Origin of the sequence: Desulfallas sp. Bu1-1 (assembly GCF_015594625.1) — a bacterium.
In the GTDB taxonomy this organism is placed as follows: Bacteria; Bacillota; Desulfotomaculia; order Desulfotomaculales; family Desulfallaceae; genus JADNRQ01.
Genome location: NZ_JADNRQ010000001.1, coordinates 340,244 through 358,912, shown reverse-complemented (window position 1 = coordinate 358,912; position 18,669 = coordinate 340,244). Strand labels below are relative to the sequence as shown.

Below are 18,669 nucleotides of genomic sequence, written 5' to 3'. Positions count from 1 at the left end.
CTATCTTTTACCGTTCAATGAGACTCCGCCCCGTCATTTCGGGCGGTTTCTCAATCCCCAGCAGGTCCAACATGGTGGGCGCAACATCTTGTAAAGTGCCGGGATGCAGCTTTACGCCAAGATGCCGGTCGCTGACCAGGATAAAGGGCACCGGGTCGGTGGTGTGCGCGGTGTGCGGTTCCCCCGCCTCGTCCCGCATTGTTTCCGCATTGCCGTGGTCGGCGGTGATAATCGCTATGCCGCCTGCTTCCCGCACGGCCCCAACAACCCGGCCCACACACCGGTCCACTGTTTCCACGGCTTTGACCGCCGCCCGGAAATCTCCCGTATGTCCCACCATGTCCGGGTTGGCATAGTTCATGATCACCACGTCGTAAACCCTTTCCCGCAGTTTGTTGATTAAGGCATCCGTTACTTCATTGGCACTCATTTCGGGCTGCAGGTCATAGGTGGCCACTTTCGGTGACGGAATCAGCACCCGGTCCTCGCCCCGGTTGGGTTGCTCCACGCCGCCGTTGAAGAAGAAGGTGACGTGGGCGTATTTTTCGGTTTCGGCCAGGCGCAGCTGCCTTAAATTGCGGTAGCTGAGCACCTCGCCCAGCGTGTTCACCAGCACCTGGGGCCGAAAAGCCACGGGCGCCTGGATGGTCTTGTCATACTGGGTCATGCAGACGAAGTGCACCCGGGGATGGTCCTCGGGCCGCTCAAAACCGTCGAATTGTTCATCCACAAAGGCCCGGGTGATCTGCCTGGCCCGGTCCGGCCGGAAGTTAAAAAAGATCATCACATCGCCGCCGGACACCTTGCCGACAGGATTGCCCCGCCCGTCCACCACCACGGACGGCTTGACAAATTCATCGGTTTCCTCCCGCCCGTAGGCCTGCTCCACCGCCGCCAGGGCCGATGGAACCCGGATCCCTTCGCCCCTGACCATGGCCAGGTACGCTTCCCTCGTGCGTTCCCAGCGCCGGTCCCGGTCCATGGCGTAGTAGCGCCCCATCACCGTGGCTATCCGGCCGCATTCCATCTTTTCCATGCGTTCCTCCAGGGGAACGATATACTCTTTCGCGTTGGCCGGGGGCACGTCCCGCCCGTCCAGGAAGGCGTGGACGAAAACGCGGGTCAGCCCCTGGTCCCTGGCCAGATCCAGCAGAGCATACAAGTGGTTGATGTGGCTGTGCACGCCGCCGTCGGACAAAAGCCCCATCAGGTGCAGGGCGGACCGGTTTTCCCGGGCTTTTTCCACCGCTTCCAATAGCACCGGGTTGTCGAAGAAAGTCCTTTCTTTGATGGCGCGGGAAATCCGTGTCAATTCCTGGTAGACGACCCGCCCGGCGCCCATGTTCAGGTGACCCACTTCCGAGTTGCCCATCTGACCTTCGGGCAGGCCCACATCCTCGCCGGAGGTGCCCAGCACGGTGTGGGGATAGCGGGCCCAAAGCCCGTCCATGTTGGGCGTCCGGGCCATGGCTATGGCGTTTCCTTCCTCTTTTTCGCTCAGACCCCAGCCGTCTAAAATAACCAGCACCAGGGGCCGTTTTTCAGAAGCCAAAACAGTTCCTCCTCTTAAAGCTGTTTGTATCAAAGTTAATATTCTCGCCCGGGCTTGCACCAGGCGTTACCGTGTTTTTCTCTTACTTCGCAAATCTTGCTTGCTTTATAGCATTCTATTCTATTCTTAAAATTTTACCCGGTACTCGTATTTGGCGCTCCGGCGGTTTGTCACTCTTCCGCCGGTGCCGAATTCTTCACAATTTCCGCAAAGCTTGCGGCGTCCAGGCTGGCGCCGCCCACCAGAGCCCCGTCGATGTCGGGCTGGGCCATTAGCCCCGCGGCGTTGCCGGGCTTGACGCTGCCCCCGTACTGAATGCGCACCGCGTCCGCGGCGTCGTCACCGAAAAGTCGCCGCAGGATGCTGCGAATGAACGCGTTCACCTGCTGGGCGTCCTCCGCCGACGCCGTGCGCCCGGTGCCGATGGCCCAAACAGGCTCGTAGGCCACCACCAGCCCGGCGACCTGCCGCGACGCCAGCCCCGCCAGCGCGCCCTCCACCTGCCGGCGCACCACCGCTTCCGTTTGGCCGGACTCCCGTTCCTCCAGCCGTTCGCCCACGCACACGATGGGCGTCAAACCGTGCTCCAGCGCGGCTTTCACCTTTTTATTCACCAGCTCGTCCGTTTCGCCGAAATATTGCCGGCGCTCGGAGTGGCCCAGGATCACGTACTTGCAGCCAATTTCCCTTAACATGCCCGGCGCAATCTCGCCGGTGTAGGCACCCTCGGGTTGCCAGTGCATATTCTGGGCACCCAGTTCGATACCCGAGCCGGCCAGCCGTTGGGCCACCGCAGCCAGCGCCGTGAAGGGCGGGCACAGGACCATTTCCACCCCGGACACTCCGGCCGTTTTTTCCTTGAAAGCGGCAACAAAATTGACCGCCTCGCCGACGGTCTTGTACATTTTCCAGTTCCCCGCTATGATGGGCTTGCGCATAAACCAAACTCACCCCGTAAATCAAAGTATATCTTAGGGAGTTATATTTAACGGTGTTTCCCGAAAGTGTCCAAAACAAAAGCTATTTATCCTGAAGCGCCGCCACGCCGGGCAACTCCTTGCCCTCGAGGAATTCCAGGGAGGCGCCTCCACCGGTGGAAATATGGGTAATCTTATCCGCCACCCCGGCCTTTTTCACCGCGGCGGCCGAATCCCCGCCGCCGATCACGGTGACGGCGTTGCTTTCGGCCAGCGCCCGGGCCACGGCCACGGTTCCGCCGGCAAAGGGTTCCATTTCAAACACGCCCATGGGACCGTTCCACACCACGGTGGCGGCGTCCTTGATGCGAGCCGCAAAATTTTGCACCGTTTGCGGTCCGATATCCAGGGCCATAAATTCCTCCGGAATTTCGCCCACGGGCACCACCTTGGACTGGGCATCCGGAGACGCGGCCGGGGCCACCACCACGTCCACGGGCAGCAACAGCTCCACGCCCCTGGCCCTGGCTTTTTGCACAAGCCCCCCGGCCATGTCCACCTTGTCGGCTTCCAGCAGGGATTTGCCTACCTCGATGCCCTCGGCCTTCAGGAAGGTGTTGGCCATCCCCCCGCCGATCAGCAATGCGTCAACTTTTTGCAATAAATTATCGATTACGGCAATCTTGTCGGAAACCTTGGCGCCGCCGATAATGGCCACAAAAGGTTTGGCCGGTGCGGTCAATACCCGGCTCAACATGCTGATTTCCTTTTCCATCAGAAAACCGGCCACCGCCGGTAGAAATTCCGCCACGCCCTCGGTGGAAGCATGAGCCCTGTGGGCCGCACCAAAAGCGTCATTAACATAGATATCCCCCAGTTCCGCAAGCCTGCGGGCAAACTTTTCCTCGTTTTTCTCCTCTTCGGGGTAGAAACGGACGTTTTCCAGGAGCAGCACCTCGCCGCCGGCCAGAGCTTCCACCGCCCGCTGCGCTTTTTCCCCGGTGCAGTCGTCCACGTAGCGCACCGGGGCATCCAGCAACTGCTTAAGGCGCTCGGCCACCGGAGCCATCCTGTACCTCTCGTCCACCTTGCCCTTGGGCCGGCCCAGGTGCGACATTAAAATCACCCTGGCCTTCTCGTCGACAAGATATTTGATGGTGGGCAGGGCCGCCACGATCCTGGTGTCGTCGGCCACTTTGCCTTCCCGGTCCAGAGGCACGTTGAAATCAACCCGCACCAGCACCCGTTTGCCGGCCACGTCAATGTCCTTCACGGTTTTTTTGGGCATATAATCCCCCTCCAAGAGATATCTGGTAAAAATTCATACAGTAACTATTATAGCATTTAAATTATTATTGTGAAGCGTCTTTCATCCCCGCCTTCACAGATGGGAACTTCCCTGCGGAAAAATTAAAAACCTTTCCGGGCCATGTATTCAACCAAATCCATCACCCGGTTGGAGTAACCCCACTCGTTATCGTACCAGGCCAGCACTTTAACCATATCGTCGCCCATAACCATGGTGGAAAGGGCATCCACAATGGAAGAATGGGGGTCGCCATTGTAATCCGCGGAAACCAGCGGTAGTTCACTGTATGCCAGTATACCCTCAAGTTCCCCTTCAGATGCATCCTTCAGGGCCGCGTTCACTTCATCCCTGGTTACTTTTTTCTCCAATTGGGCCACCAGGTCCACCACGGACACATTCAGTGTGGGCACCCGCATGGCCATACCGTTCAACTTGCCCTGCAACTCGGGCAGCACCAGCCCCACCGCTTTGGCCGCACCGGTGGTCGTGGGGATAATGGACATGGTGGCGGCGCGCCCGCGGCGGATATCCTTGCTGGGCATATCCAGGATTTGCTGGTTGTTGGTTACCGCATGTACGGTGGTCATCAGGCCCTTGACGATACCGAAATTCTTCAACAGCACTTTGGCCACCGGCGCCAGGCAGTTGGTGGTACAGGAAGCGTTGCTCACCACGTGGTGCACGGCGGGGTCATATAACTCCTCGTTGACTCCCATCACCACCGTCAGGCACTCCCCTCCCTTGGCGGGCGCGGTAATAACCACTTTTTTCGCTCCCGCTTTCAGGTGGGCCGCAGCCTGATCCGGGTTGTTGAATTTGCCGGTGGATTCCACCACGACATCCACGCCCAGGTCGCCCCAGGGCAGCGCGGCGGGATCCGCTTCCGAATATACTTTGATTTCCTTGCCGTTTGCCGTAATAACATCGTTATATCCTTGAATATCCTCCTCCATCCTGCCGTGGATGGAGTCATATTTCAACGTCATGGCCAGTTTGCCGGCAAACTCGTCATTAACCGGCAATCTACGGGATTTGTGATTAACGGCCACCACTTCAATGCCGGGGCGGCGCAGCGCCACCCGCAATACAAGACGTCCTATTCTACCGAAACCGTTAATCCCCACTCGCACCGCCATTATTACTACCCGCTCCTTTCAATAGTATACCTTAGTAGGCAATATTTATTTAATTATGATATACTCTATTCGTCAATCTCCAAATTGTTTCCTCCTTTTTTGTATACAATTTATATCTAATATCAACAAAAAAGAGGTACTCGCTGTAATAGCGATACCTCTTTTTTGGTCGCCGGTGGCCGGTCGCCGGTGTTAGTACCTCTTTCTCTTCCGTATCGGTGGTATGCCCAGTTCATCCCGGTATTTGGCCACCGTGCGGCGGGAAATTTTAATCCCCCGGCGAGCAAAGATGTCTGCGATCTGCTGGTCGTTCAGCGGGTTTTTGGGGTTCTCGGCATCCAGGATCTCCTGCATGGTTTTCTTGATGCTTTCGGCTGAAACCATTGATCCCCCGGTGTTGCTCAGGCCGGATGAAAAGAAGTACTTCATTTCAAAAACGCCCTGGGGAGTCTGGATATACTTGTTCGAGGTGGCCCTGGATACGGTCGATTCGTGCAATCCCACCATATCCGCCACCGTTTTCAGGTTGAGGGGTTTTAGATATTTCACCCCGTGGTCCAAAAAATCGCGCTGCAGATCAACCAGACACTTGGTCACCTTGTACAGGGTCAGGCGGCGCTGCTCGATGCTTTTAATCAGCCAGGCCGCCGCATTCAACTTGTGCTCCACAAATTTCTTGGTTTTATTATCGCTCTTTTCCTGGCTCAGCACGGCACGGTAAGTATTGTTGATGGTCAGCCGGGGCACGGTCACATCGTTGATGATGATTACATACTCGTCATCCACTTTGTTCAAGACAATATCCGGAGTAATATACCTGTTTTCACCAATTCCGCTGAAATTCCGTCCCGGTTTCGGGTCCAGGGTTTTAATCAGATCGGCCACCCGCTGAATTTCCTGGACCGGCACACCGAACAGCTGAGCAAGCCGGTTGTATTTGCCGTCGGCCAGATCCGCAAGGTACCCCGCCACCACGTTGTTTGCCAGTTCATCATTGATACCCAGGTGGTTCAACTGCAGCAACAGGCACTCCTGCAGCGAGCGTGCGCCCACCCCCGGGGGATCCAGCGACTGAACAACCTTCAGCGCCTCCATCACCTCGCCGGGTCCGGCATCAAGTTGCTTGACTATTTCTTCAATTGAACAATTGAGGTAACCATTATCATCTATATTGCCGATAATATACTCGGCGATTTCGTGCTGGCGCTTACTGCACCTGCTCAGGTTGAGTTGAAACAACAGGTGCTCCATCAAGGAGGGGGAGCGGGTCAAAAAATGCTCGTAGCCAAAGTCCTCATTTTCCCTGCGCACCTCCGAACGGGGCAAGCCAAGATCGCTGCTGTCATGGAAATAATCCTGCCAGTCAATATCATAATCCCTTTCCCGGTCATTTTCCTGGACGGGCTGTTCCCAGGTTTCCCCCTGGCCGGGTTCTTCCTCCCTTATTTCCAGCAACGGGTTTTCCTGAAGCTGCTGTTCAATATACATACCCAATTCCAGGGATGATAACTGCAGAACAGCAATGGCCTGGCGCAATTCGGGGGTCATAATTAATTTTTGGGTCTGCATCACGTTCAGTCCATAACCCATGCGCATAGCCATAGATTCCTCCAAATTTAAATGAATTTACAAAATTATTTTTATTTATAATTTATAAGTTCTACAACCCCTTGCAAAAATCCTGCCTTTATTTTTAAATCCAATATATTCAGTTAACGGTTGGATGATTACTAATCCGGGCCCGTACCAGGGAAAAAATTGCCAGCAAGGTCAGCCCGGCCGCCAGCCAAAAGGCGAAACCCTCCTGGCCGGGTGCGAACAGGTAAGGGTGCAGCCCCCTGACGTAGTCCATATAGTCGTTAAACACCATCCAAAGCAATGCGCCTGGCACCGCCCGGGCCGGCAATGGTGACTTGCGCAAAAAAATAAATCCCTCCAGGGCCATGCCCAGGTGCGACAGCCAAAGCATCCCCTCGGTAAAAGTAAACTGCCCGCCCAGCGCCCAGTAATGAGTGATTACGCCTACCGCCCACAGACCGTACTTGATGGTGGTGGCACAGGCCACAGCGACAACCAGTCCCGGGCGGCGACCGGCCAGCACCAGCAGCAGGCCCAGGGCGAACAGCGTGGTGGAAAGGGGGCTGTCCGGCACCAGGGGCCACAGATACCGTGGAGTTTCCGCCAGCTGGGCGCGATACCAGTAAAAGCCGTAAACGGAACCGGCTATATTGATAATAATGATGGGCCAGAGCAGGCTGGAGCGCCATGGGCGGTGCCAGAGCTCGGCCAGCAATTCAGCCAGTATATGCAAAGGATGTGCCTCCTTTAATGGTCGTCGGTGGTCGGTGGTCGATACAAGCCGGTCAAACTTTGATTTCGCTGCAAAAACCAATACTTTTATCTGGCGCTCCGGCGATTTCTTCCGTTCGTTTCGCAATTTTACTCTTGAGGCCGGTGAAGCTAGTAGTTAACGCTTGCAACTTACTGCCTATCTACTTCTTCACGCCCTAAGGGGTCATGGCTCTTGGGATATGACGGGCTAAGCACCGCATCCAGTGCTCCACTCACTCCAGAAATTCGCCGGATCGCCTGCTACTGTGATGTTTTTGCAGTTAAATCAACTTTATTCTTCACCCTTGCCGGTACGCCGCAGGCCAGAACGCCCGGGGGGATATCCCGGTTGACCAGCGACCCGGCGCCGATCACCGCCCCGTCCCCGATGCGCACACCGGGCAGCACGGTGGAATTGGCCCCGATCATCACGTTAGCCCCTATTTCCACCGGGCCGAGACGGTATTCCGGCACGAGAAATTCATGGGCCAGCAATGTGACATTATAACCAATGACTGTGTTTTCCCCAATGGAAATGTACTGGGGATAAAATATGTCCATCATGGCCATCAACCCCACCGACACGCCACGGCCCACCCGGATGCCCACCAGCCGGTAGAAAAAGTTTTTCAAGCGCAGCGACGGCAGGTACCGGCACAGCACGATGATGAAAAAGTTGAACACCACCCGGAAATAACCGGCCCGCCGGCAACATCCCCGCATGGAATTGCCTGCACCGCGGACCGGGTAACGGTTGATTTTTCTCATTCCGGCCCCCTCCCGGTAATATCAGACAGGTCCGCTCCGGATCCCGACCGCAGCTTATCCGCTATTCTTTCCAGCTTGCGCAGGCGGTGGTTCACGCCCGATTTGCCCAGCGGGGGGTCCGTCATCTCACCCAGTTCCTTGAGACTGGCGTCGGGGTAGTTCATCCGCAACTCGGCCACTTCCCGCAACGACGGGGGCAGTTTATCCATGCCGATCAGTCGGGCGATGAGGCGGATATTCTCGGCCTGGCGCAGGGACGCGTTGACGGTTTTGTTCAGGTTGGCGGTTTCGCAGTTGACCAGGCGGTTGACACGATTGCGCATGTCCTTGTAAATCCTGGCATTCTCAAATTCCAGCAAGGCCGAGTGAGCGCCCATGATGTTCAGGCACTCCACGATTTGCTCGCTTTCTTTCAGGTAGACCACAAACCAGTTTTTGCGGATGCTGGCCCTGGCCGGCAGCCCGAACTTTTGCAGCAGGAGGCAGATGTCGTGCGCCAGCCGCTCCTTGCTGGTGATAATCTCCATGTGGTAGGTGCCGCCCGGGCTGTTCACCGAACCGCCGCCCAAAAACACGCCGCGCAGGTATGCTCTCCGGCAGCACTCGTTCCGCAGCAGGTCACGGGGCATCCCCTCCTGCAGCGAGCCGTCTTCCCGCAATATACCCAGTTTTACAAGCATCTCCAAAAGGCCGTCCTGGGGCGGCATACGTACCATGTAAACATTGTTCTTGCGCAGGCGAACCTTTTTCCGCACCAGCACCTCGGTTCGAACACCGAACAATTCCTTGCTCAGCTTGAACAATTTCCGGGCCACGGCCGCGTTTTGATTGATGATATTTAGCGAAACCTTGCGCCCGCTGATCTGGAGCGAGCCGTCCATTTTAATCAGGGCGGCCAGCTCGCTTTGCTTGCAGCACTGCCGCGGCCCCACCACACGGGCCAGTTCGTTCTTGGTGATCAGGGAAAAACTCAAGGAGGCTCACCCCCTTATTTCCTCCATAACCGTCCACTCCAGGGCCCCGTTCAGCAACTCCTCCACGGCCAGCGGTTCTTCAGCCCGCTCCGCCTGATCCGGGCGGGGCCTGGTGGCCGGGTGCTTGGGCAAAAACAGGGTGCAGCAGTCTTCGTAGGGCAGTATCGAAAGATCGTAGGTGCCGATGTTCTGTGCCCGCTGGATGATCTCCAGCTTGTCCATGCCCACCAGGGGGCGCAGCACCGGGATGTCCACCACCCGGTTGATCACCAGCATACTCTCCAGGGTCTGGCTGGCCACCTGGCCCACGCTTTCGCCCGTCACCAGGGCCAGCGCCCCCCGTTGCCGGGCAATGCGGGCGGCCAGGCGGAACATCATCCGCCGCATGATGGTTACCCGCAGTTCCTCGGGACAATGCTTTTGAATTTCTTTTTGAATCTCGGTAAAATGCACGACGTGTAACCTGATCCGGGCGGTGTAGCCCGCCAGAACGCGGCAGAGATCGCGCACCTTTTCCAGGGACTTTTCCCCGGTGAAGGGGAAGCTGTAAAAATGCGCCGCTTCGATCTCAATGCCCCGCTTCATGGCCATCCAACCGGCCACGGGGCTGTCTATGCCCCCTGAAATGAGCAGCAGCGCCTTGCCGGCCGCCCCCACGGGCAGGCCGCCTGCGCCGGGCACTTCGGCGGCATAAACAAAAGCGTTTTTCTCCCTGATTTCAACCCCGACCCTGACCAGGGGATTATGCACATCCACCTTCAGGCCGGGGTAATTTTTCAGCAAATAACCGCCCACCAGCCCGTTCAGTTCCGGCGACGTCCGGGGGAACGCCTTGTTGGAGCGCCTGGCCTCCACTTTGAAAGTAAGGGGCGATCCGGCGGGCGGCTGCACGCGCCCGGCTGCGTCCCGCAGAACTTCCAGCGCGCCCGCGCAAATGGCCTCCTCGTCCAGGGGCAGGCGGAGCACCGGGCTGATGCCCACGATGCCGAACACTCTGCTTAGCCTTTCCAGGACCCGGGCCGGGTCGGCCTCGCTTTCCACCACCAGGCGGCCGTAGACGCGTTCCACCCTGGCGGGTCCCACCTTTTTCAAGGCCCGCTTGATATTATCCATTAAACGGCGCTCGAATTGAGGCCTGTTTTTGCCCTTCAGCCCTATTTCTCCATAGCGGATTAAATATGTATTGTACATGGTTCACCTCGTATTCGTCGTCGGTGGCCGGTGGACGGTATTCGCCGGCGGCAATCCGTCCGGTGCACCATAGTCCCGCCGGCGTGAAGCATTCCGGACGCAGGGGAAACCACCGGCACCTGGCGGGAAAACCGCCAAGGCAATGGCGCCGGATACAGGCAAAGACCTGCCGCGATCAGCCGTACAGCGCTCTTAATTCTTCCACCACCGCCGCGGTGTTCTTCACCGCGTAATCGATTTCCTCTTCCGTGTTCGTGATGGACAGGCTGAACCGGATGGCTCCCTCCACTACATCCTCCTTTAACCCCATGGCCTGCAGCACATGGCTGCCGGGCTTTTTCCCGGAGGAACAGGCCGAACCGGTGGAAACGTAAATCCCCCGCCCTTCCAGGGAGTGCACCAGGATTTCCCCGCGCAGGCCGGGGAAAGAAATGTTGGCGATATGCGGGGCGCAGCGGGGGTTTTCCTTGTCGCACGCCGGCCCGTTCAGCACGGCTCCCGGCACGGCCGCCAGAATTCCCTCCACCAGTCTCTTTTTCAGGGGCCGGAGTCTATCCGCCGCGAGGTGGCCCTCCCGGGCGATCATCTCCGCGGCCACGCCGAACCCGGCAATACCGGGCACATTCTCGGTGCCCGAACGCAGCCCCCACTCCTGCCCCCCGCCGGCCACCAGAGGCTGCAGCGGGGTGTGCGGCGCCACGTACAGCGCCCCCACGCCCTTGGGGCCGTGCACCTTGTGGGCGCTGATCGAAAGCAGGTCCACCCCAAGCTCCCTGGGGCGCAGCGGCAGCTTACCGTAAGCCTGCACCGCGTCGACATGCCACAATAGCCGTCGCCCGGCCTTGCGGGCTGCTCCGATCACCGCGGCGATTTCAACCAGTGGTTGCACCGCCCCCACTTCATTGTTAACATACATTATTGATACCAGGTAGGTATCGTCCCGCAGTTCCGCCGCCAGACGCTCCGGATCCACCACGCCCGCGGCGTCCACCGGCAGCACCGTTACTTCAATTCCCTGTTCCTTGAGCTGCGCGCAGGCGTTTAAAACGGCGTGGTGTTCCACCGCGGTGGTGATGACATGCCTGCCCCGCTTGCCGGGCCGCGCGCCCTTAATCGCCAGGTTTACGGCTTCGCTGCCCGCGCCGGTAAACACAATTTCAGCCGGCGCGACACCCAGGCTGGCCGCCACCGCCTCCCGGGCCCTGGTCACCACCCGCCCGGCCTCAACTCCCTTGCGGTGCAACGATGACGGGTTGCCGTAATTGTTTTCCAGTGCGTCCACCACGGCCCTGACCACTTCCGGCAAGGGCCGGGTGGTGGCGCTGTTGTCCAAATATACTTCCCGGATCGCCATATATCCTCCTTATGCGCCTTCGAATTACCAACCAGTCTATATTATCCCATGTTTTATTATATATCATTATAAAATGGCGCTGTCCCGCCCGTTTTGGTTCTGCCGCCGGGCGAGATAGTTGTTCAGCAACACCACCCGGTCCGGGTGACGGTCGCCGATCAGCCGCATCACCAGGCGGGCCAGCTTGTCGGGGTGGTGCCGCACCAGTTCGCCCTCCTGCACCAGTTTTTCCGCCACGGGGATTACCCCCATGTCCCGGATGGCCTCCAGATCGGCCTCCACGGGCGCCGCCCCCTCCTTGCGGTAACGGGTCAGTAACCTGCCCGGGATGGTCCCGGTGTTGACAATCATATAATCAACTATTTTACCGGCGTGGTCAAATAATGCCTGCAAGTGGCGGGAAGCGGTATAACCTTCCGTCTCACCGGGCTGGGTCATCACATTACAAACGTAGATTTTAACGGCCCTGGAACCGGCGATGGCCTCGGCAATACCCGGCACCAGCAAATTGGGCAGTATGCTGGTGTAGATGCTGCCCGGCCCCATGATAATGGCGTCGGCCTCACGGATGGCTTCCAGCGCCTCCCCGGTGGGCCGGCAAGCGCCCGGGTCCAGAAAGACGCGCTTAATCCTGCCGCCGCTGGCCGGAATCCTTGATTCACCGTGCACCACCGTTCCATCTTCCATTTCAGCGCATAGCCGGACGTCGGCCAGGGTTACGGGCAGCACTTGCCCGCGCACCGCCAGCACCCGGCTCAGGCTGCGCACCGCCCGGTCAAAGCCGCCGGTGGCGTCGCACAGGGCAGCCAGCAGCAGGTTGCCCATGTTATGCCCCTTCAATTCTCCGGAAGGGAAGCGATACTGCAGCAGTTCCTCCATCAGCGGCTCGCGGTGGGCCAGCGCCACCAGGCAGTTGCGGACATCACCCGGCGGGAGTATGCCCAGGTCCCCCCGCAGCCGGCCCGAACTGCCGCCGTCGTCGGCCACCGTGACAATGGCCGTGAGGTTGCCGGTATATTCCTTGAGCCCTCTCAGCAAAACCGGCGCTCCGGTGCCGCCGCCGATCACCACCACCCGCGGCCCTCTTTCCAGGTACCGGTTGGCGTAAATAATATCCACCAGGCTGTTCTCCCCCGGCATCACGGGCGCCACCACCGCCCGGAAGGCCCGCAGCGAACCGAACACCGCCAGGGCGGCGCCCGCCAGCATCACCAGCGCGGCGGGGATCCACAGAAAATACCCGCCAATAATGCTGTAATAAAATGTTCCCAGCAATTCCCGGGCGGCTGTAAAAAGCGAGCCGGCAAGCAGAATACCGCCGGCGGTCACCAGCAGAATACCCAGCAATGCCAGGCTAATCCAGCGTTTCACGCCCATGCCCGGGTACAACCACTTGATTTTCATTCCGCAAGCACCCCCAAACTGTGTGCGGCAAGGACAGCGGCCAACCGCTAACTGCTCCTGCCGATATCCCGGTGGCGCACGGTAACCCGGTAATCCTTTTTTTTCAAAATTTCACCCAGGCGGTTGGCCAGAGCCACCGAGCGGTGCATGCCGCCGGTGCACCCGATGGCGATCATCAGCGTGGTTTTGCCTTCCTTGATGTAGCAAGGGATCAGAAACTCCACCAGGTCGGTGAATTTCTTCATAAATTCGGTCGTCACCGGCGAGCGGAAGACATATTCCTCAACGGCCGGGTCATTGCCCGTCAGAGGACGCATCACCGGGTCGTAATACGGGTTCGGCAAAAAGCGCACGTCGATCACCAGGTCGCTGTCCAGGGGGATCCCGTGCTTAAAGCCGAAAGATATCACAGTAATCAACAACTGGGGCGTATTTGCGTCGCCGCCGAATAAATCAGTCAGTTTTTCCTTTAATTGCCGGGGGGTCAGGTTGGAAGTATCGATGATGGTGTTGGAGCGGCCCCGGATTTCTTCCAGCAGCGCCCGTTCCTCCCGGATGTACCGCAGCACCTCGCCGTGCGTGCCGAGGGGATGGCGCCGGCGCGATTCTTTGTAGCGCCGCACCAGCACATCATCCGATGCCTCCAGGAACAACACTTCAAAATTTATTTCGCCCCGCTCCAGTTCGTCCAGCACCTCCGACAGGTCCCGGAAAAACTCCCCACCCCGGATATCCACCACTAATGCTATATTATTAATGCGGCGGGCCGTTTGTGCACACAATTCGGCAAATTTTGGTATCAGGGTGGGCGGAAGGTTGTCCACGCAAAAATAACCCAGGTCCTCCAGGCTGCGCATGGCCTGGGTTTTACCGGCCCCGGAAAGTCCGGTAACGATTACCATGCGTGACGGCATAAATCCATCCCTCCCTGTTTGGTCGCCGGTCGCCGGTGGTCTGTGGTCGGTCGCCGGATATTTATTTGTTTATCCGCCATTCCGCTAAGAGACCGCATCCAGTGTTCCACTCACTCCGGAAATCCGCCGGATCGCCTGCCGCTGTGGTGTTTTTGCAGTTAAATCAATCTTACGTTTGAACGGGTTCGAGCCGGCGGTATAAATACACGGCTTTGCTTATCACCTGGTACGACCTCTGCTTTGGAAGCGGTTTTCCCGGCGTTCAGCACCAGTTCCGGCGGAACACTGTACTTGTCCAGCAGGGCGGCGCCCGCAGCCAGGTCCCCCACGGTTTCGGGAAAATGGGCGTCGCTGTTCACCACCAGGCGCGCTCCCCAACGCAGCGCCGCCTGCACCACCCCGTCCCGGTCGTAATGATGGCCTGTGTTTATTTCCATGGCGCAGCCGGTCGCGGCGCAGGCGCGGGCCACTTCGTCCAGGTCCACCGCCATCATTAAACCGGGGTGGCTGACAAATGTAAGCGGGTTTTTGTGCACGGCGGCCACCAGCGCAGTGGTATTGGCGTTGCGCATGCTGTCCCGTACCCGGCTGATATAACGCCCCACCTGGTTGGGCAGAATCCAGGTCAGGGTCTCCCGCAGGGGCCTGCACCAGACCTGGGGGTGCAGGCCGGCAATCAGGATGTCCAGTTCCCCGGTGATTTCCCGGGGCACGTCCAATCCCCCGTCCAGGCCCGTCACATTGGCCTCGGCGCCCACCAGCACCCGCACCCCGTATTTTTCGCCGAGCTTCCCGGCTAATTTCTTGATTTCCAGGTACGTTTCAGCATCCCTGACGCCGATGAACATGCCCCGGGGACCGTGGTCGGTAATGGCCACCTCGGCCAGCCCGCGCCGGGCCGCCGCCGCCACCATCTCTTCCGGCGTGGCGCGGCCGTCGCTGTAACTGGTGTGAGTGTGCCAGTCGGCAAAAAATTCCATAACCATCGCTGCTCCCTCTGGTATTGGATTTAAATTTCAAACACTGCATCATTGCTGGTGATTTGGAAACCCTGCTGGTTTTTCTTCTGGTAAAAATTTTTCTTTATGGTAAAAAGGATTAGAATATGTATATAGTATAATTAAATCAATGATTTTGCTGCAAAAACCCGGTACTTGTATCTGGCGCTCCGGTGGTTTTGAAGTTAAAGTCAATCAATTTAATGTGACTTCACCGCAAATACCCGCAGGGCGGCCGTGAACCCGTTTTTTTCACTTCTACCGAATAATCTTGCTCGCAACAAGTAAAATATTCGCCGGCTAATATAAATAACCTCTTACCCGCATTAGTTAATAATTTCACCAGCCGGGAAAAGGAATATTATTTGGCGTCGGGTTGTATATTTACATAGCGCCCCGGCCGGTTGCCGGGCGTCACGGCGGGTTGCGGCAAAGGGACGATAATAAATTTGCCTTGGTATTGCCAAACTTAAATGATAAATATTTTAGGGGGGCGTGAGAACATGCATGAAATAATCAACGTGGATGTCGGGCATTTGTTGAGCTGCCGGGGGGAGCCCGGTTTCATTTCCGAACAGGATTACAATAACCTGACGGCCAGGTATGGCGATGCATTCGCGGGTGTACAAGCGTCGTTAAGGGATGGTAAATCCCCCATTACCCTTTCCTTCGGGGAAGCGAACACCATTCCGCAAATCAAATTGCTGGCCCGAAAGCTGGCGGAGAAATACGAAAACGTATTGCTCCTGGGCATCGGCGGCTCGGCGCTGGGCGCCAGGGCCGTGCACCAGTTTTTGAGGGGCCCCTTCTACAACCTGGCCAAACATCATCACCCGCGCCTGTTTATCCTGGACAACATCGACCCGGTGGTGACCGGGCAGGTGACAAACCTTGTGGACATGAGCAAGACCGCGTTAATCTACACCAGCAAATCCGGTTCCACGCCCGAAACGGCGGCCCAGTTCATCTATTTTTACAATAAGTACAGGGCGGCGGGGGGCGACCCCAAAGACATCGTCATCATCTGCGACCCCGGCGACAACGGCATCAATCACATCGCCAGGGACCTGGGCTGCCACCTGCTGCATATCCCCCGCGACCTGGGGGGCAGGTATTCCGTTTTGTCCTCGGTGGGCTTCCTCCCCGCGGAAATCGCCGGTATTGACAGCCGGCAGCTGTTGGAAGGGGCGTCCGCGGTCCACCGGCATATCATTGACACTCCCCCGGAGCAAAACGCCCTGTTCGCCCTGGGCGCCTGCCTGGGTGAACTGGCCGCGCGGGGCAAGTCCATCCACGTGCTTTTTACCTACAGCAACCTGTTGTACGAGTTCGGCCTGTGGTTCGTGCAGCTCTGGGCGGAAAGCCTGGGCAAAAGGCTGTCCCTGGCGGGCGAGGTGATCAATGCCGGCACCACGCCGGTCGCCAGCCTGGGGGCCACGGACCAGCATTCCATCCTGCAGCTATATAAGGAAGGCCCCGGCGACAAGGTTTTTGGTTTCGTGACCATCAACAGCGTGCCCGGTGACATTGCCTTGACGGGTGAGTTTCCATCCGAAAAAGAGTATGCTTACTTTGCGGGGCACACCATGCAGGAACAACTGCTCATCGAACAGCTGTCCACCGAAATGAGCCTGGTCAGGGCGGGGCGCCCCTGCTACCGCGTCACCGTCAGGGACATCTCCGAAACGTCTCTGGGCGCCCTGTTTTACTTCTACGAGGCCCTGGTGGTCTTCACGGCCAAAATGTGGAACATCAATCCTTACGACCAGCCCGGCGTGGAGGAGGGCAAAAACATCACTTATTCCCTGATGGGTAGACAGGATTACAGCCACTTGCGCCCGGAATACGAACAAGCCGTGGAACAGTACAACCGGGAACGCAAAATTTTCGGGGTCAGGCCTTGACTGGCGAGGCACGTTCAATAGCCAGGGCCACGGCCCCCATCGCGCCGGATTCACCGCCCAGGGCGGCCCTGACAATGCGCACCGCTTCAAGGGAGGACGGCAGCGAGCGCCTTTGCACCCGCTCCAGCATGGGCTCCCAGAACAGCCCGGCCGACTCCATCACCCCTCCGCCCAGCACCACCGCCGCGGGGTTGAGCAGGTTGACCAGTCCCGCCACCGCGATGCCCAGGTAACGCCCGGCGTCTCGCAGTATTGCCAGCGCCGCGGCGTCGCCCGCCCGGGCCGCCCGGGCCACCGCCCTGGCGGAAATTTTGTTTTTATCCCCCCCGGCGGCGGCCAGGATGCCCGCCCCGCGGCCCTCGTCCACCAGGGCGGCCGCCCGGCGGGCCATGGCCGTCCCCGAGGCCACCGCTTCCAGGCAGCCCCGGTTGCCGCAGCGGCACACCGGACCGTCCTCCGCCACGGTAACGTGCCCGATTTCGCCGGCGCCGCCTCCCGCGCCGCGGTAAACCCGCCCGCCCAGGATGAGCCCCCCGCCCACGCCGGTGCTCACGGTTATGTAGACCATGTCGGCCGCGCCGCGGCCCGCGCCATACCTGTGCTCGCCCAGCGCGGCCAGGTTGGCGTCATTGTCCATGTACACGGGCAGGTCAAGCCGCCGGCGCATTATTTCCCCCAGGGGCACATCGCGCCACCCCAGGTTGGGAGCAAAATGGATGAACCCGTTATCCGCATCTACAGGGCCGGGAACCCCCATCCCCACGGCCTTGACGGAACCGGCGGGCGCCCCCGCCTCAAGCAGCGCCGCTTGTACCGTTTCCACGATTTTATCAATTACATGCTCTTGCCCCAGCTCGGCCCCTGTCGGCACCTTGACCCTCGCCAGCACATCTCCCTCCATGCCGGCCAGCACGGTCAGAATTTTGGTGCCGCCCAGGTCCACCCCCACCACCAGATCCCGGCTCATACCATCACCCCAGGATAAATTTTTCCACCACTTCGGCCACCCCGCACTCCTCGTTGGAGCGGCACACATAATCGGCCCGGTCCCTGATCTCCCGGCGGGCGTTGCCCACCACCACGCCCAGCCCGGCGTAATCGATCATCTCGATGTCGTTGTAGCTGTCCCCCACGGCGATCACCTGCTCCCGCTCCACCCCGTAATGGCGGGCAATGGCCGCCAGGGCATCGCCCTTGTTGGCCAGGGGATGGGAAAATTCCAGGAAGTGGGGCTTGGACTTGGTGATATGCAAATGATCGCCGAAACGCGGCCGTGCCTCTTCGGCCAGCGCGTCCAGCAATTGTTCCCGCGCCACCACCAGCACCTTGGTGGGGTTCCCGGCGCGCTCCTTTAAAAACGCGGCCAGGTCCCCCACCGCTTCCACGGGAGTGCGGGAGATGGCGATGTAAAGCTCGCTTTCCCTGGTATGTTTGGCCACGTAAAGATTATCGTCCAGGTAGATATTGATGTGATAACCATACCGGTTGACAAATTCGATGACCTCCAGCGCCAGTTCCAGGGGCACCGGCCGGTGGAACAGCACTTCACCGGTGACGGCGTGCCGCACCAGCGCACCCTGGTAGGTGATCAGGTATTCCTCCACCCCCAGTTCCCTGGCGAAGGGCAGCGCCGAACGAAACATCCGGCCCGTGGCCAGGGTCACCCGCACCCCGGCCTCCCGGGCCGCCCCGATGGCATGCCGGGAGCGCTCCGGCACCCTTAGTTCGGCATTGAGCAGTGTATCATCCAGGTCAACCGCCAGCAGTTTATATTTACTCATTACATACCTCCATAACAGTTACCCGGTATTAAGTGAACCGGAAAATCCTTCCCCGGCACAAGATTTTGCATAACAACCCGGCCGGAGTAACTATAAACCGCATGCGCCTTACAACTGCGCCATTCTGAACTCACAG

General features: G+C 58.7%; 16 protein-coding genes. 1 reads left to right on the top strand and 15 read right to left on the bottom strand.

The window, feature by feature from the left end; genetic code table 11:
- Nucleotides 1–7: 7 nt before the first annotated feature.
- From gpmI to IT084_RS01545, 13 genes are all read right to left on the bottom strand, one after another.
- The gene (gpmI, locus tag IT084_RS01605) at nt 8–1,552 is read right to left on the bottom strand and encodes a 2,3-bisphosphoglycerate-independent phosphoglycerate mutase (protein ID WP_195710478.1); all 1,545 of its coding nucleotides are present in this window, start codon (nt 1,550–1,552) and stop codon (nt 8–10) included.
- A 170-nt stretch (nt 1,553–1,722) separates the two neighbouring features.
- Nucleotides 1,723–2,490: a triose-phosphate isomerase gene (gene tpiA / locus IT084_RS01600; RefSeq protein ID WP_195710476.1), complete on the bottom strand. Its 768-nt coding sequence runs from the start codon at nt 2,488–2,490 to the stop codon at nt 1,723–1,725.
- An 82-nt stretch (nt 2,491–2,572) separates the two neighbouring features.
- Nucleotides 2,573–3,757 carry a phosphoglycerate kinase gene (locus IT084_RS01595; RefSeq protein WP_195710475.1) on the bottom strand — a complete coding sequence of 395 codons (1,185 nt, stop codon included), beginning with the start codon at nt 3,755–3,757 and terminating at the stop codon, nt 2,573–2,575.
- 122 nt (nt 3,758–3,879) lie between these two features.
- Entirely contained in the window at nt 3,880–4,914 is a 1,035-nt protein-coding gene (gap, locus tag IT084_RS01590) for a type I glyceraldehyde-3-phosphate dehydrogenase (protein ID WP_195710474.1), read from the bottom strand.
- 192 nt (nt 4,915–5,106) lie between these two features.
- On the bottom strand, nt 5,107–6,510 hold the full coding sequence (gene rpoN, locus IT084_RS01585; RefSeq protein WP_195710811.1) for an RNA polymerase factor sigma-54: 1,404 nt from the start codon (nt 6,508–6,510) through the stop codon (nt 5,107–5,109).
- Nucleotides 6,511–6,622: 112 nt separating this feature from the next.
- A complete protein-coding gene (locus IT084_RS01580) occupies nt 6,623–7,225 on the bottom strand; it encodes a DUF1405 domain-containing protein (protein ID WP_195710473.1) in 603 nt (200 codons plus the stop codon).
- 281 nt (nt 7,226–7,506) lie between these two features.
- Entirely contained in the window at nt 7,507–8,013 is a 507-nt protein-coding gene (locus IT084_RS18465) for an acyltransferase (RefSeq protein ID WP_195710472.1), read from the bottom strand.
- Nucleotides 8,010–8,987 carry a DNA-binding protein WhiA gene (gene whiA / locus IT084_RS01570; protein WP_195710471.1) on the bottom strand — a complete coding sequence of 326 codons (978 nt, stop codon included), beginning with the start codon at nt 8,985–8,987 and terminating at the stop codon, nt 8,010–8,012. Before whiA ends, IT084_RS18465 begins: the two co-directional genes overlap by 4 nt.
- A 6-nt stretch (nt 8,988–8,993) precedes the next feature.
- Nucleotides 8,994–10,178: a tRNA uracil 4-sulfurtransferase ThiI gene (thiI, locus tag IT084_RS01565; protein ID WP_195710470.1), complete on the bottom strand. Its 1,185-nt coding sequence runs from the start codon at nt 10,176–10,178 to the stop codon at nt 8,994–8,996.
- Between the two features lie 175 nt (nt 10,179–10,353).
- Nucleotides 10,354–11,532, bottom strand: coding sequence for a cysteine desulfurase family protein (locus tag IT084_RS01560; protein ID WP_195710469.1), 1,179 nt, complete (start codon nt 11,530–11,532; stop codon nt 10,354–10,356).
- Between the two features lie 66 nt (nt 11,533–11,598).
- Nucleotides 11,599–12,936, bottom strand: coding sequence for a gluconeogenesis factor YvcK family protein (gene yvcK / locus IT084_RS01555; RefSeq protein WP_243276641.1), 1,338 nt, complete (start codon nt 12,934–12,936; stop codon nt 11,599–11,601).
- A 47-nt stretch (nt 12,937–12,983) separates the two neighbouring features.
- On the bottom strand, nt 12,984–13,850 hold the full coding sequence (gene rapZ / locus IT084_RS01550; RefSeq protein WP_195710466.1) for an RNase adapter RapZ: 867 nt from the start codon (nt 13,848–13,850) through the stop codon (nt 12,984–12,986).
- Nucleotides 13,851–14,008: 158 nt separating this feature from the next.
- Nucleotides 14,009–14,836 carry a PHP domain-containing protein gene (locus tag IT084_RS01545; protein WP_243276640.1) on the bottom strand — a complete coding sequence of 276 codons (828 nt, stop codon included), beginning with the start codon at nt 14,834–14,836 and terminating at the stop codon, nt 14,009–14,011.
- 515 nt (nt 14,837–15,351) lie between these two features.
- Here IT084_RS01545 and IT084_RS01540 point away from each other — a divergent pair.
- Nucleotides 15,352–16,752, top strand: a complete 1,401-nt coding sequence (locus IT084_RS01540) for a glucose-6-phosphate isomerase (RefSeq protein WP_195710464.1) — start codon at nt 15,352–15,354, stop codon at nt 16,750–16,752.
- On the opposite strand, the gene IT084_RS01535 is transcribed toward IT084_RS01540, so the two are convergent.
- On the bottom strand, nt 16,742–17,719 hold the full coding sequence (locus IT084_RS01535; protein WP_195710462.1) for an ROK family protein: 978 nt from the start codon (nt 17,717–17,719) through the stop codon (nt 16,742–16,744). The genes IT084_RS01540 and IT084_RS01535 overlap by 11 nt on opposite strands.
- 4 nt (nt 17,720–17,723) lie before the next feature.
- Nucleotides 17,724–18,533 (bottom strand): Cof-type HAD-IIB family hydrolase, encoded by an 810-nt coding sequence (locus tag IT084_RS01530; protein WP_195710460.1) that lies wholly within the window; start codon nt 18,531–18,533, stop codon nt 17,724–17,726.
- Between the last annotated feature and the right edge of the window lie 136 nt (nt 18,534–18,669).

What these genes read in the sequence shown, in the direction of transcription:
- tpiA (WP_195710476.1), bottom strand. Translation starts at nt 2,490, where the DNA reads ATGCGCAAGCCCATCATAGCGGGGAACTGGAAAATGTACAAGACCGTC.
- IT084_RS01595 (WP_195710475.1), bottom strand. Translation starts at nt 3,757, where the DNA reads ATGCCCAAAAAAACCGTGAAGGACATTGACGTGGCCGGCAAACGGGTG.
- gap (WP_195710474.1), bottom strand. Translation starts at nt 4,914, where the DNA reads ATGGCGGTGCGAGTGGGGATTAACGGTTTCGGTAGAATAGGACGTCTT.
- rpoN (WP_195710811.1), bottom strand. Translation starts at nt 6,510, where the DNA reads ATGCGCATGGGTTATGGACTGAACGTGATGCAGACCCAAAAATTAATT.
- IT084_RS18465 (WP_195710472.1), bottom strand. Translation starts at nt 8,013, where the DNA reads ATGAGAAAAATCAACCGTTACCCGGTCCGCGGTGCAGGCAATTCCATG.
- thiI (WP_195710470.1), bottom strand. Translation starts at nt 10,178, where the DNA reads ATGTACAATACATATTTAATCCGCTATGGAGAAATAGGGCTGAAGGGC.
- IT084_RS01560 (WP_195710469.1), bottom strand. Translation starts at nt 11,532, where the DNA reads ATGGCGATCCGGGAAGTATATTTGGACAACAGCGCCACCACCCGGCCC.
- yvcK (WP_243276641.1), bottom strand. Translation starts at nt 12,936, where the DNA reads ATGAAAATCAAGTGGTTGTACCCGGGCATGGGCGTGAAACGCTGGATT.
- rapZ (WP_195710466.1), bottom strand. Translation starts at nt 13,850, where the DNA reads ATGCCGTCACGCATGGTAATCGTTACCGGACTTTCCGGGGCCGGTAAA.
- IT084_RS01545 (WP_243276640.1), bottom strand. Translation starts at nt 14,836, where the DNA reads ATGGTTATGGAATTTTTTGCCGACTGGCACACTCACACCAGTTACAGC.
- IT084_RS01540 (WP_195710464.1), top strand. Translation starts at nt 15,352, where the DNA reads ATGCATGAAATAATCAACGTGGATGTCGGGCATTTGTTGAGCTGCCGG.
- IT084_RS01535 (WP_195710462.1), bottom strand. Translation starts at nt 17,719, where the DNA reads ATGAGCCGGGATCTGGTGGTGGGGGTGGACCTGGGCGGCACCAAAATT.
- IT084_RS01530 (WP_195710460.1), bottom strand. Translation starts at nt 18,533, where the DNA reads ATGAGTAAATATAAACTGCTGGCGGTTGACCTGGATGATACACTGCTC.